At 73.9% G+C, this 15,550-nt stretch carries 3 protein-coding genes; all 3 read left to right on the plus strand.

Annotated elements, in window-relative coordinates; translation table 11 throughout:
- Position 1: 1 nt before the first annotated feature.
- From BKA22_RS20175 to BKA22_RS13095, 3 genes are read left to right on the plus strand one after another with little or no spacing between them, the layout of a single operon-like run.
- A complete protein-coding gene (locus BKA22_RS20175; protein ID WP_146953780.1) occupies positions 2-7,309 on the plus strand; it encodes an InlB B-repeat-containing protein in 7,308 nt (2,435 codons plus the stop codon).
- A complete protein-coding gene (locus tag BKA22_RS13090) occupies positions 7,309-13,269 on the plus strand; it encodes a hypothetical protein (protein ID WP_146953779.1) in 5,961 nt (1,986 codons plus the stop codon). Before BKA22_RS20175 ends, BKA22_RS13090 begins: the two co-directional genes overlap by 1 nt.
- On the plus strand, positions 13,266-15,509 hold the full coding sequence (locus BKA22_RS13095) for a hypothetical protein (RefSeq protein ID WP_179561776.1): 2,244 nt from the start codon (positions 13,266-13,268) through the stop codon (positions 15,507-15,509). Before BKA22_RS13090 ends, BKA22_RS13095 begins: the two co-directional genes overlap by 4 nt.
- Positions 15,510-15,550: the final 41 nt, after the last annotated feature.

Here is a 15,550-nt window from a genome sequence, read left to right on the forward strand (position 1 = left end):
CGTGACGCGAGTGCACCTGCGGGACGCAGCGCGCCTCGGGGTGGTCCGGGCGAGGCGAGGCCGTGCCCGCCACCGGGGCCGACGCGGGTGGCGCTCGTGGGTCTCGGCAGGGCTGCTCGTGGCCGTCGTCGCGGGCGGCGCGGCGTCGGTGCTCTCACCGTCCGGGTCCGCATGGGCGTCCGGGAGCGGCGACTGCGTCACCGGTGAGGACTTCCTGTGCCTCCAGGGCGCCGACACGGTGCTCAGCGCCGTCGGTGCCGGGGACGTCTTCGACTACGACCTCGGGGACCTGCGCGACGCACCCAAGACCGTGCAGGTCGTGGCCACCTTCCCCGACGACTCCGACGCGGTGAACGAGCCGACGCTGACGATCCGGCTGCGCAACGTGGTGACGGCCGCCGACCTGCCCGGGTTCGAGCCGACGGCGTCCGGGTGGACGTACACCGGGGTGGGACTCGGCGCAGCCCTCGAAGGGGTCGTGGTCGACGGCGTCTACACCCCCGACGTGGAGACCCTGACGTACGGCGCGCAGACCGGCACGGGCACGAGCGCGTCGACCACGCTGCCGACGGGCTCGGTGACCTACACGTTCGCCGAGGGCACCACGTCGGCCGCGGTCGCGATCAAGGTCGCGCCCGACCTCGCCTTCGGCGCCGGGGCCGGCACCGTCGACTCCGCGCTGGTGCCGGGGGCCTCGTCGCACACCGGGGCCCCGATCACGGTGACCACCGCCTACCGGGACGACTCGGCCGTGTGGCACACGGTCAGGACCGCCGAGGTCACGCGCATCCGCCTCACCGACACGCCGTCGTACCACGTCGCCTACTCCAGCTCCTCCGCGACCCTGACCTCGACCTCGGGGCCCGTGACCCAGCGGGTGACCCTGATCCGCGCCACCGACGGCCTGCGGATCCTCGACGACGACGCGGCGGTCCTGGACCGGACGTTCTGGCTGCGGGTCGCCTGCACCTACGCGACCTGGGCGGTCACCGACACCGGGGGCTACCAGGTCACCCCCGTGGGTGGGTGCCGGGCCGACGGGTGGCAGCACCTCAAGGTCGAGCAGCGGGTGCACCAGTCGCCGACGGCAATCGGCGTGACCTTCACCTACGACGCCGCGAAGGCCTCCGGCGTCGACCACGCGCTGACCCCCGCGGTGACCGCGCTCGACACGCAGCTCGACGGCACCGGCGGGATCTCGACCACCGTGCTGGACGGCAGCACCGAGACCGCCTCGCTGCGCACGTGGGGCGGCACGCCCACCCTCACCGTCGGCGGGTACGAGGCCCCCGCCTTCACCGTCAGACCGCTCGCGCAGGGCGCCAACGAGGTCTACCAGGGCCAGCAGGGCAACTGGCTCGACGCGGTGTACCTGGAGAACACCGGCTCGGCCGCCAGCGGGGCGCTGACCGTGACCGTGAGCAACGGGTCGCCCGGCACCGTCGGGGTGACGGCCGTGACGATCCGACACCCCGCCGCGCAGACCGGCGGCGCCTGCGGGGCCTCGGCGTGCGGGCTCGTCGCCGTGACAGCTGCGACCTCGGACGCGGCCGGCAACCCCTCCGGGCAGCGCACCGTGGCCTTCGTCGCGGCGAGCGCCGGCGCGACCAGCACGACGGTCACGGTGACCGGCCTGGGCGGGACCTCGGCGCAGTACCTGACGTCGTTGACCTTCACCTACGCGCGCTCCTGGCCCGTCGGCTCGGCCGTGACCGGCGCGTCCTCGCTCACCGACGCACGGATCCTCGTGCAGGGCACGCCTCTGCGCCCCGAGGCCGACTACGCCGACGGCATGGACTACGAGCTCGGCTACACGCTGACCCACCCGTACCACGCGAGCGACAACGCGCCCCTGCTGGTCAACTCGACGCTGCAGTGCGGCGACTCCGCGAGCGACATCAGGCAGTGCACCGTGACCTCGCAGCACGAGCTGCGGCCGGCCGCGCACGTCGAGGTGTCCAGCAGCTCGGTGCGGCTGACCGGCCTGCCCGCCTACCTCAACGCCGGTGACGCCGTCACCGGCGTCACGCTCGCGTTCCAGGGGGGTGACCCGGGGATCGGCGGCGTCAAGCACCTGCACGGCATCTTCCATGCCTACCTGTTCGAGAACGGCGACGTGAGCGTCGACCCGTCGCAGGTCGAGGTGACCTACGCCGGGGTCACGGTCCGCGCCGACCAGCCGGGCGGTCCGTTCCGCATCACCAAGCGCACCTACGAGTCCGACGGGACCACCTTCGCCTACTACGACGTGGCGTCCACGGCACCGCTGACCTGCAGGACCTCGGGCTCGACGCTGCTCGCCGCCGATGCGTGCCCGCAGGTCACCTTCGGGTTCCGGGTGGCCGCGACGGTCGCGACCACGGTCCTGCCCGCCGAGCGGTACGTCGCCTTCGGGTTCGAGGGCCTGGACTGCGTCGGTGACGGGTGCGTCGCGGACGAGCACGACGTCGCGACGGCCGCGCAGCTCGGCGCCCCGGGCGCGCACACCGCGTCGTACAACTTCCGTGCCGCGCTGGACCTGTCGGCGGCCCTGGTGGCCTCCACCGACGCGGGACTGACCTTCGGCTCCGGCTACGACGTGGCCTCCGGGACCGGAACCACGATCGTGGACGCGGCCGCCGTCCAGGCCGACTCGGTGAGCCTGCGGGTCGCGTTGCGCAACGTGGCCGGGGCGACGTCGAGCGGCACCACCCACGTGTGGATCCCCGTGCCGAAGCAGGGCGAGTCCACGCGCTACACGGGCAACCTCGGGGCCTGCGACGGCGCGCTGACCGCGAGCACGCCGGAGGGGCCCTTCAACACGGCGTGCGACCTGCAGGCCGCACCGTTCGGCTGGTCGCTCGCGCTCGACGCACCGGTCACCGTCACGGGCGCCGACCTGCCCCCGGGCGCCGCGACCGTGGGCTACGCGACGACGAACAGCGCGCCCGACGCAGGGGGCTCCCGGTACGCGTGGGCCACGGTGGAGCAGTCCGGGAGCGGCTCCGACTACCGGCCGTGGGCCGCCGTCGACCCCACGCAGGTGCGGATGGTGCACGTCGCGATCGCCGCCGACCTGCCCGCCGACGCCGTGGTCACGATCGACCTGCCGCTCACGGTGCCGCACTCGGCGTCCGAGCTGTTGGCGCTGGCGGGCGCGAGCGACCTGTTCGCGGCCCGGGTGTACCGCAGCGTGCCCACGTACACCGGCTACTCGACGACGGCGCCGCTGCGGATGGTCCTGCGCACCGGGGTCGTGGCCGGCCAGGTGTTCCTCGACGCGGACCGCAGCGGGGCGCGCAGCACCGGGGACGACGCGTGGCCCGGCGCCGTGGTGCAGGCGTTCCGGTCGGGGGTCGCGGTGGGCGACCCGGTGACCAGCGACGACCAGGGACGCTGGGCCATCTACCTGGACTCGCTCCAACCGGTCGACGTGCGGTTCTCCCTGCTGGTCACCCCGGACCCGTCCGGCGAGCCGACGACCCCCTCGGCCCGGTTCCATCCCGGCCCGGGGTTCGGTGCCGGGGTGTCGTCGCCGACACCGACCGCCGACCAGGCGTACGCGACGACCTCCGGGGTGTACCCCTCCAAGGCCCGCGGTGCCCCGACCGGGGCCGGCACCAGCGCCTACCAGTTCGACGACGTCGACGCGGCCGTGATCCGGCCCACCATGATCACCCTCGTGCCCGAGGGCGGCCGGTTCGACGACGACTCGTCCACCCGGAACCGGGTGCGGTACCAGTACCTCGGCGGTGTCGTCGGCTCGTCCGCCGACGCGGTGTCCCGGTTCGGCTACACGCTCGCGGGCTGGGGCGCGAGTGCCGGCGCGGACCCTGCGACCGCGGTCGACCTGACCACGACGGCCGTCCCGACGGCCTCCACGACCTACCACGCGGTGTGGGTCCCGGTGCAGGCGCCGGTCACCCTCGACGCCGAGGGGGGAACCGTGGCCGGCTGGGACGGGCCCGCGGCGCAGGCGGTCCAGACCCGGGCCGTCGCCTACGGCAGCACCGTCCAGCTGCCGACACCGACCCAGGAGGGCCAGGTGTTCGTCGCCTGGTGCACCACCCGGTCCGGGACCGGCGTGCTCGACGGCTGCACGACGTACACGCCCGGGTCGATGGGCTACACCCAGACCTCCACCACCGCCCGCACGCTGTACGCGAAGTGGCGCACGGCCACGTTCGCGCTGCGCTTCGACCTGGCGGGGGGCACCTACCAGGGCGCGAGCACACCGCCCGCGGGGGCGGACCTCGCCTACGGCGCGAGCGCGACGTCCTCCGGTCTGACCTGGCCCGACACGGCCGCCCTGGCACCGCCCGCGAGCCCGGACCCCTACGTGTTCGCCGGCTGGTACACGACGCAGGCGGGCGCACCTGTCGCGCGGGTGACCGCTGACACGGCGTTGACCTGGGCGAACCTGGGAGGCGCCGGTGTGGTCGGTGCCGGCAGCACCACGGACCACACGCTGGTCCTGACGGCCCGGTGGGTGCACCGTGGCGCCCTGGTGATCGACCCGGCGGGTGGGACGACGACCGGTGCTCTGCCGGCCGCCGGTCGCCCGGACCCCGGCTCGTCGGTGACCGTCGCCGGACGAGCGGTCTCGGCGGTCGAGGGCTCGCCCGCGTCCGTGACGGTCGGTCGGCTCGGCTACCGCTTCACCGGGTGGACGCAGCTGCCGACGGCTGCCGCGGTGGCGGACGGCACCTACCCGTGGACCGGTGACCGTGAGCTGTTCGGCTGGCAGCTCGCCGCGACCTGGCAGCCGCTGGTCGGCGACCTGCACCTGCACGACGGCGCCACCGTCGTCGACGTCACCGGGGCGGTGACGTTCGGGCAGCCGGTCTGCGCCGGTGCCCTCGACCCGGCGTGCCCGGGCGCACTTCCCACCCCCGCCCGCGTCGGCTGGGTCTTCACGGGCTGGCAGAGCGCCGACGGCACGACGTACGTGCCGGGCGTCACCCCGTTCACGGACACCACCGGCCTGACGGCCGACTCGACGGCCCTGGCCGGCCTCGACCTGGTCGCCCGCTGGCGCCCCGTGGAGGTGGTCATCGACTTCGACGCCCGCGGCGGCAGCGCGGTCACGTGGTCGTCGACGGTCGCCCTCGGCAGCTCGCCGAGCCTGTCCGGTGCGCTGACCAGCCGCGCCGGGTACGACTTCGCCGGCTGGTGGCTGCCGGACGGGGACCCGGGCACCCCGGACGACGACACCGCCCTGACCGGGGCCACCGTGTGGACCAGGCTCGTCCCGGACGGGACGCACGTCGTGGCGTACGCCCGGTGGACCCCGCGGTCGTACACGGTGGCCCTCGACCCCGTCGGCGGCCGGGTGGACGGCACGGCGACCCTGTCGGTGACGTTCGGTGCGGCGTACGGCCCGCTGCCGTCCGCGACCCGGACCGGGTACCGGCTCGTCGCGTGGCGCACCGGGTACGACCCGAGCGCCGACCGGACCAGCGGCGCCGCCTACGCCCCGGCCGCCACGGGGACCTGGGGTACCCCGGCCGACGTCACCCTGTACGCCGAGTGGGAGGCGCTGCGCACCACCCTGGTGCTGCACGCCGGTGACGGTGCCAGCGTCCTCGGGCAACCGGTCGCGCTCGTCACGGCCACCTACGGCACGACGCTCGCGGGGCTGCCCGAGCCGGTGCGCACGGGCTACGTCTTCACCGGGTGGTGGACCGAGCCCGGCGGCGGCCGGCAGGTCGAGGCGGGCTCCGTGTGGACCGACCCGGAGGCCACGGTCGACCTGCACGCGCGGTGGCGGGTCCGCGTGCTGGACGTCCAGATCCTCGATGGCACGCGCCGCACGCCGGCTCCGGCCGTCGGCGAGGTGTCCCTCAGGGTGGTGAAAGGCAGCAACGACGCTTGTGCGGGGGCTGCGCAGGCCGATGTGGTGTGTGTGGACCATGGATCGCGGCTGGCGGACACCGGTGCCGGTGCTGCCCTCACCGGTCCGTTCGGATGGGACATGACGGGCTGGGGGGTGCTGCGCGAGGGCACGTGGGAGCCGTTCGACCTGACCGGTGACCCGGTGCGGTCCGACCTGGTCGTGGCCGCGTCGTGGGCGCCGAAGGGCTTCCGGGTGACGCTCCTGGTGGGCACGGGCGACGTGCCGTCCGCGACCGAGCTGGCCGGTGGGACCAGCCCGTGGACCCGGTCCACGACGTCGACCAGCACCGTCGCGTACACCAGCAGACTGGTCGACGCCCTGCCTGCGGGGACGCTCGCGCCCAGCGCCACGGGCTTCACCTTCACCGGCTGGGCGTGCGAGGCCGGGCCGTGCCCAGCCCTGGACGGCACGGCGACGATGCCGGCGGCGGACCTGACGTGGCGTGCCACGTGGGTCCGGGACAGCTATCGCGTCGTCTACCACCTGGCCCTGCCCGACGGCGTGGACCCGGGGCGGGTGCGCGTCGACGCGCCGACCAGCGGCGGCTCCGTGCCGTACGGGCGGACCGTGCCGGTGCCGGACGACTACGCCCCGCCCGTGGTCGACGGCCTGGACTTCGGCGGCTGGACGGTCGCCGGTGACGTCGTCGTTCCGGGGCAGAGCCTCGCGCCGGCGGGCTCAGGCGGTGTGCTCGACCTGGTGGCCGCCTGGTCGACGTCCCGCCTGAGCGTGACCTTCGACCTCGGGGCGGCCCCGGACGGGACGACGGCCGGTGACTTCTCGGCGGGCCCGCTCGACGTACGGACCGCCGACGGCGAGGTGTACGCCGCGGATCGCCAGATCACCTCGTACGGCCGCACGCTGAGCGCGCAGGACCGTCCTGCCGACCCGCTCGCCGCGCCCTACTCGCACGTCTTCCTCGGCTGGTCGCGGCACCCGGTGGCGACGGGCCCGGACGACTTCTACCGCTTCGGGGCCGACGACCCGATCACGGCCGACACCGTGCTGTACGCGCAGTGGCAGCGCCGCGAGTTCACCGTCTCCTTCGACACCAACCCCGGCAACGGCCACGACGGCCGGCCCAAGTCGGTCCCGGACGCGCCCCCGGCCGCGCAGAAGGTCGCCTACGGCGACACGCTCGACACGGTCGACGCCCCCGGTGCCGAGGGCTACTGGCTGACCGGGTGGAACACCGCGTCCGACGGCTCGGGCACGAGCTTCGCCCTCGGCGACGGCGGTACCCCGGTGACGGGCCCCATCACCCTCTACGCCCTGTGGGGCAACCTCCGGCAGGCCGTCGTGCTCGGCGCCTGCGGACTGCTCGGCGTCGGCGGGGTCGGCGGTGCCGGCTGGTACTCGCTGCGTCGTCGCCGCGCGCCCCTGCGGCGCACCCCGCTCGGTCCCGCTCTGCCCGCCCGACGTGAGGTCGCCTGATGTTCAAGCTCGTGTACGGCGTGATGGCGGCCGTGGCGCTGGCGGCGGTCGCCGTCGTCGTCGCGGTGCAGGTGATGCACGCCCCGTCGGCCGGGTACGCGGCTCCGCTGGCCGGCTACGCCTACGCCGCCGACGGTGCGGTCGTCGACTTCCCGCAGGGTGCGACCTACGACGGCGGCGCGGCGACCCCGGCCCTGGTCGTCGACCACCACCCGTCCCCGATCGACGAGTCCCGCGTCCTGCAGCTGTCCGACTCCACGACGACGCTCCTGGGACGCTCGGTCGCCATCGCGCCGGACCAGTCGCTGACCGACCTGCCGGCGGGCACGAACCTGCGGGCCGAAGGTCTCGAGGGGTATGTCGCGACCCCGCCCGGTGAGGGCGCGGCGCCGATGACGCTCGTGCCCGGCACGGTCCTCAAGCTCGCCGACGAGCGGTACCTGCTGCTGGACTCGGCGTTGCTGTGCACCGGTGCGAGCTGTGACGTCCCGGTCGCCACCGTGGCCGTCGGGGCGCTGGTCGTCGTCGTGCCGGACGACCAGCGCGTGCGCGTCTGCCAGGCCAGGGTGTGCGGCGACCTCCCGACGACGGACGGGCTGTTCGCCCGGCTCGACTCGACGGGTGCGCTGGTGCGCTGGGACTCCGAGCAGCTGCTCGCGACCGCGGACGCGGCGCCCATGGCGCTCACGCAGCTCCTCGTCGACCCGGACGGGGACCCGCAGGGGGCGGCGGACCGCGGCGAGGTCGCACTTCCGGGGACGCCGACGCCGGAGCCGTCCGTGACCTCCGCGGCCGGTGAGCCCTCGGGGGCCGGGACGGACGCCGGGGCCGGCACGGCAGCGGGTTCTGGAGCGGGGTCCTCGGGGTCCTCGGGGGCCGGGGGAGCGTCCGGCTCGACCGGCACCGCCGGGACGGGATCGGCCGCGTCGGGCTCCCTGCCCACCGCGCTGCCGACCTTCGCGGCTGACGTGCTCACCCCGCAGGTCGTGCTGACCGCCGCGCCCGACGACGCGCTGGGCGTGGTGGTCGACGGGACGGTCGTCGACTCCGCGCACCGTCTGCAGTCGCTGAGCCTGACCGTCACGCCGCAGGGCGTCGACGGCCCGGTGACCACGCTCGACCTGCTCACGCAGACCCTGCCGTGGCGTTCGGGGGCGCTGACCCCCGGCCTGACCTACGTCGTCGAGGCCCGCGGCACCTACCTGGACTCGGCGGGGGCCGCGACCGAGGCCGTCTACTTCCAGCGGTTGGTGCAGCCGGGCACGTTGAGCCTGAGCACACGGGACGTGACCCGCACCTCGGAGCAGGTCGGCTTCACGCTGACCGCCCCCACCGTCCCGGCCGGTCTGGACAGCCTGCGCCTGTCGTGGGCGGACAACGGCTCGGGCACGGGCGGCGCCCACGGCACCGTCGACGTCGACGTCGCGGGCCTGCTGTCCGGGTCCCGCTCGACGCCGGTGACGGTGCAGGGCCTGGACCCGGCGCACTCCTACGTGTTCCGGGTCGACCGCGCCCGGGTCGGTGCCGCCACGCTGACCTCGACCTGGACCGCCGTGCTGCAGACCGCCGCGCGGCGGGCGACCCTCGAGTCGGTCGAGGCCACCTTCGACGCCCGCGCCAAGGTGTTCACGATCACCCAGGTCGGCTTCGACGACCCCGACGACACGGTCCGTCAGGTGCGCTACGTGGCGTTCGAGGCCGACGACTACGCGCGGCGCGGCACCTCAGCGACGGTGAAGGCCTCGGTGAGCGTCGCCGGGTCGGCCGCCCACCTGCCGACGGCCCTCGCCCTGCCGACGTCGATGGGTCAGGGCAGCTACGTCTTCGTCGGGGTGCTCACGGGGAACGACCTCTTCGAGGACTACCAGGTGGCCTCGGGCGCGTCGGACCAGGTCGGCGTGGTGTCCCGTTCGGCACCGACCGCGGTGTTCGCGCTGAACGAGGCGGCGCCGTCCTGGTTGGACGTGAACTACGCGATCACGAACACCGACCTGTCGCTGCTGGCCACGCCCCCGCTCGCGGCCGTGTACGAGCTCGACTCCTCGGGGCAGCGGGTCAGCGACCAGCCGGTGGGCACGCTCACGCTGGACGGGCTGGACCTCACGCAGCAGAGCCTGACGGGCACCCTGCACCTGACGGGTCTGACGAAGTCCACGCCGTACCAGGTGGAGATCACCGCGACGTACAACCTGGGTGACGGGCCGGTCCGTGCCGTGATCGGCACCTCGACGACGCCGTACCGGACCATCGAGGTCACCCCGGTGACGGCGACCTTCATCACACCCCGGAGCGCCGACGTGACCACGACGTCGGCCCGGGTCACCGCGACCCTGAGCACCGAGGCGCGGGCCCTGACGGGCGTCGACCTGTCGCTGTACCTGTTCGGTGGCGCAGGCACGAAGGTGACGACGGTGCACCTCGACGCGGACGAGGTCGCCCAGCTCACGGCGCCGGCCAACGGCTGGCACCTGTTCGAGGGCCTGACCCCGAACCAGCGTTACCAGGTGAAGTTCGAGAACGGCACGGACGGGGTCAACGTCGTGCCGATCGTCAACGCCGGCGCGACGACCTTCTACGCCCGTGCCACGCCCCCGACGGTGACGCGGCTGAGCATCAGTGCCGACGGCGACCAGGTGCGCACCCGGCTCAGCGGGTACACCGACGCGCACTCCACCCTCACCCGGATCGTCTACCAGCTGTTCTCCGGCGACCGGCCGCTCGGCGACGCCGACCCGGGCACGCCCCTGGCGTCGGTCACGATGAACAAGGCCCAGCTGACCGGCTCGGCGACCTTCGACGTCTCGACGATCCCCGGGGCCGGTCACGGCAAGACGTACTGGACGCGGGCCGTCGTCACCTACGACGACCACTACGACACCGGCACGATCACGCAGCTGTCGAACGAGCCCTTCCCCGGCGAGGTCACGATCGCCCGGACGAGCGTGACCGCCGACCTGCAGTGGACGTCCCGGTCGGCCGCGGGCACCACGCTGCACGTGACGATCGCCGACCCGGACGGCTCGGTGCTCTTCGACGTCGCCGACCCGGTGCAGGTCACCTGGACGGCCGACGGGCGTCCCGCGGTGGTCGTGCCCCTGACGGACGCGCAACGGGAGTCCCTGCGCACCGACGGCCAGGTCTCGCTCGACGTGCCGATCACCGGCACCGCCGGGGTGGCCGTGCAGGTCGCCGCCAGCTACGCGCTGGTCGACGCCCAGCCGGTGACGCAGGGCGTGCTGCAGCGGGCGTACCTGCCCGCGCTCGTCACCGAGGCGGCCGACGGCGTCTTCGGTTCGCTGACGGTGTCGACCGTGATGACCACCGCGACGACGCCGGCCCAGACCGCGGCGGCCCGGCTCGACCCGGGCGCGCTGCCGCCGGGCTCGACCCTGGCCACGAGCGTGCTGAGCACGGGCTACCAGGTGCTGGCGGCGCCGACGTCGAGCGTCGCGTCGTACGTGTCCAACCGCACGAGCGCGCAGGCGTTCGCGCCGAGTACGTTCACGCTGCCGGTCGGCGAGCTGACGCACGACGGCTCGCTGCGGACGCTGCGCCTGATCGCCGACGCCTACTACCGCACGGGTGCGATCAGCGGCGCGAACCCCGCCCGGGCCGGTGACGTCGTGTACCTCGAGGTGGCGCGCACGTCGGCCGCCGACCCGGTGCAGTACGTGTTCAGCCCCGGTGGTTCGGGCACGCGCCCGGTGCTGTCCGGCTCGGCCGGCACCGCGTTCGAGGTGCTGGCCTCCGGCACGGGCTCCGCAGGTGACCTGGTCGGCGTGCAGCTGAGGAACGTGCAGTCCGGCCTGTGCCTGCTCTCGTCGTCCGGCCTGGTCGAGGGTCCCTGCGACGCGCCGTACCCCAGCACGTTCGTGCACCAGCCGGGCGGCTCGTGGACGTGGCAGACCGGCACGGGGGTGGCGTTCAGCGCGCTGGGCAACTCGCTGGCCTCGGTGTCGGTGCCGGCCACGTCGTTCACCCTGTTGTCCGCCGGGCACCTGTCGCTCACGCGGGACCAGGCGGGGGTCGAGCTGCGCACGTTGGCGGCGCCGACGGTGGGCACCCTGGCCGGGTCCGGCGTGCCGACGGACACCCGGGTCCAGGTCACGGTCGCCGTCGCGGACGCGAACCAGACCGCGGTCCCGGTCGTCGAGGGCACCCGCACGTCCTACTCGACGTGCGTCGTCGCGTACGAGGTCGGCGGTGACGGTCAGCCGGTGCTGACCAAGGCCGGCGACCCGTCCTACCCGGCCTCGACGTGCCTGTCGGCGACCACCGCGGCCGACGACCGGCTCACCAGGACGGCCGCGCTGGCCCCCTCCGTGCCGGTCACGGTGTCGGGCCTGGCCGCGGGCACCACCTACGAGCTGCGCGTGGTCGGCAGCTACGACCTGGGTGTGCCGCAGCCGGACGGCTCGTCCGTCGTCGCGGGAGCCCAGCTGGCGTGGACCAGCGGCGGTCCGGCGAGCGTGCGGCTGACCACCTCGAAGTCCGAGCCCGTGCTCACCACGGGTCCGTCGTACAGCTGGACCGCGAGGTGCGGCGACCCGTCGGTGACGACGGACATCCAGTTCCAGGACAAGTCGGACGTGACCACGTCGGTCACCTACCGGGTCTACAAGGCGACCGACCTCGGCTCGCGCACCGACGCGGCCCTGGCGGCCGCGATCACCGACGGGACGATCGGCACCCTGCTGACCGGCAAGACGGCGGTCTGGAGCTACACCGACGCGGCGGCCAAGCAGCCGGTCAGCGGTCAGCAGTCGGTGTACCGGGTCGCCTCGACGCTGGCCATGGTCAAGGCCGGCGGGAAGAACTACCTGGCCAACCAGAACTACGTGGTCGTCGCGTCGCTGAACACGTCGCTGGTCACGGTTCCCGTGAAGGTGGTCAGCGCGGTGAACAAGAACTTCGCGGCCCTGGGCGGCAACGCCTCCGCGGTCGTGGTCCGGTCGGTCGCCACGAGCCAGGCGTCGTTCCAGATCACGCTGACCGACAACCTCGGCATGATGCTGTGCGGTGCCGGCAACGTCACCGCGGGCTGGACGGTCAAGCAGGGCACGACCGTGATCGCGACGGGCACCTTCACGGACTCGATGACCGCCGTGGGCGGCGCCGACCGGGTGCTCGACTCCGGCCGGATCACGACGCTCGACGTGGCGGGCGCGCTCCAGCCCGGCACGACGTACACGATCACGCCGAACGTGGTGGTGGACAACCTGACCACGGCCGCCGCCTGGACCTGGAGCGCGGCCGCGGTGAGCTTCACCACCGACAAGAAGTACGCGACCACGGCCTCGGTCACGGTGGCCACCAGCGGCACCACCGTCACGGTCAACGCGACGGGCATCGCCCCCGGCAGCGGCGTAATAACGGGTGCCACGCTCTCGCTGCTGAAGTACGGCAAGGACGCGTACGAGGCCGCGGCGGCGAGCGGCACGCTGCCGACGCTGGTCACGGTCGACACGGTCGACATCCTCGGCGCCCTCAGCGGACGCACGAGCGGCACCGGGGCGACCACGGACGTGTCGAGGTCGTTCACGCTCGGTTCGGCGCAGGCCTACTCGGGCTACTACGTCGGGCGCGTGACGCTCACCTACACCCAGACCGCGGGTGCCCCGACCTCGTACACGTCCGTGAAGGAGTCGACGGTGCCGTTGCGGTACATCGGTGGCGACAGCGTGCCCATCACGCTCGCGAAGCAGGGGACGAGCCTGCAGATCACGTTCGACCCGACCAAGTTCACCGGGCCGGCGACGTTCACCCTGAGCTCGCCGACCAGCGCGTTCGCCCCGGTCACGGCCTCCGTGCCGAAGGCGTCGCTCACCTCTCCGGTGCTGCTCACCCTGCCGGCCGACACCAGCCAGGCGATGCAGCTGGTCGTGACCGACAACGGCACCCGGGTCGCCTCGGCGGCCGGCAGCACCCTCACCGCGATGCTCGCCGGAGCGACGCCGTGACCGGCCGACGCGCGGACGGCGCGCGTCCGGCCCGCCACGGGGCGGGTCGCCTCGGGGTCTGGCTGCTCGCGGGAGTCCTCATCGTGGCGGCAGGCGTGTCCGCGGCCGTGGTCGGGTACGCCTCCGACGCCAAGGTGCGCATCGACGAGGTCGCGCTCGACGGCGAGGGCACCACGCTCGGTGCCGCGCAGGACACCGTCCAGGTCCACCCCGGCGAGCTGCTGTACTCCTCGTGGGACGGCTCCCAGCACCTGCAGCGGGACGGCGGCAGCGTGATCGCCCTGGACACGGGCGCGCTCGTGCGCTTCGAGGACCAGCGCCTGCTGCTGACCACCGACGCCGTCGCCGTGGCCCCCGACGGCCGGCCGACCGCGCTGGACGCCCGCACGGTGCTCACGCACGGCGACGACGGCTACACCGTGGCGGACGGGACCGCCGTGAGCAGCCAGAGCGTGCTGCGGCTCGGCACCCGCCGGTACTACCTGCCGGCCGCCGCGACCGTGTGGGTGGACGACGTGGCCAAGGGCACGACGACCGACACCCAGATCCTGGTGGACCGGTCCGGCTCGGCGACGCTGCTGTCCGGTGACGGCAGCCGGCACCGCTACCTCGGGCACATCGTGCTCGTGGTCGACGCCGAGCACGTGCTCGACGTGTCCGCCGAGCTGTACCGCTCGGACGGGGTGGACATCGACCTGACGTCGTTCGGCGGCACCGACAACGCGATGTCGGTGCTCGACGAGACCCCGACGCCCCAGGCCACGCCCTCCGCCGCCGATGCGGTCCCGGACACGACCGCCGAGGACGCCGACTCCTCCGCCGGCTCCGGCTCCGGCTCCGGCTCGGGCGCGGGTTCCGGGACCGGGACCGGCACCGGCAACGCGACCGGCACCGCCTCGTCCGGCGCCGACGGTCCGACGCTCGCGCAGATCGAGGAGCTGAGGGCCCTGCTCGACGCGATCGCGCAGTACAACGACGCGCACGCCGACGGCCGGCAGGTCCCGCAGGTCGCGTTGACCGGCATCGAGGTGCAGGCGACGTCGGTGTCCGCGTCGGTGACACTCCTCGACCCGACGACGACCCTCGTCGGGGCTCCGCAGCTGGAGCTGAAGGACGCGCAGGGGTCCGTGGTGCACGCGGTCGACCTGGAACCGGGGACCAGCCGCGTCGTGCTGGACGCGTTGATGCCCGGCACGGACTACTCGCTCGCCCTGCGCCTGTCCTACGACCTGCAGGACGGCGCCGGCGTCGTCGAGCTCGCTGCGGCGCAGGAGAGCACCTTCCGGACGTTGACCGTCTCGGCGCTGTACACCACCTCCGCGGTGAAGTCCGACTCGTTCACCGTCACGACGAGCCTCGACACCCCGGTCCGTGGGGTCGGCTCGGCCCAGATCACCCTGCACAAGGCCGGGGGCTTCCTGGGCTTCGGCGCCAAGGACCTGGGTCCGTTCACGCTCCCGGTCGAGGACCTCGTGACGGCCGGCGCCGCGACGCTGCGGCTGACCGACCTGGAGCCGGAGTCGACCTACACGGTGCGGGCGCAGCTCACCCTGACCGACGGGACGGTCCTGGACCTGGGGACCTCCGCGCAGGTGGTGACGCCGGCCGCGACGCGGCTGAGCACGGCCACCCTGTCGGTCACGGCCTGGAACACGCTTCTCGTGCAGTACGACTGGTCGTCGGAGGAGTACACGCTCACCGACGCCGAGGTCCAGCTGGACGACTCCCGCCTGTTCGCCGACCCGGTGCCGGTGAGCGTGCTGCGGCGCTCGGCGGGGGAGATCGAGGTGCTGCCGGACCTGCCGTTCGCGGCCGACCAGCGCACGATCGCCGGGGAGCTCGTCCTGACGGCCTCCGACGGGCAGGACACGCGCACGTTCCGCTACGACCTCGACCGGGTGCCGTTCACGAGCGACGCGACGCTCGCCCTCGACATCTCCGAGACCATTGACCCGCAGGTGCGGGTGTCGATGACCCTGCCGGGCTGGTCGGCGGCCGACGCGCCGCGCGTGGCGTTGCAGAGCCGGGCGCTCGGTGCGGCGGCGGACGTGGCCTGGACGACGATCGAGCCGGAGCTCGTCCTGACGGCCGGCGGGGGCGGGGTCTTCACCGGTTCGGCCGGGTTCGCGCCGGAGGACCGGCAGTTCGCCACCCAGTACACCTACCGGGTCGTCGTCGCGGACGGCGGCACCGCGCTCTACCAGCTGGCGCAGGGGGCCGACAGGCCGTCCGTGCCCTGAGCGTGCGCCGACCGATCGGGCGGCGTTTCGCCCGATCGGTC

The sequence above is a fragment of the Cellulomonas soli genome, from assembly GCF_013409305.1.
Lineage (GTDB): Bacteria > Actinomycetota > Actinomycetes > Actinomycetales > Cellulomonadaceae > Cellulomonas > Cellulomonas soli.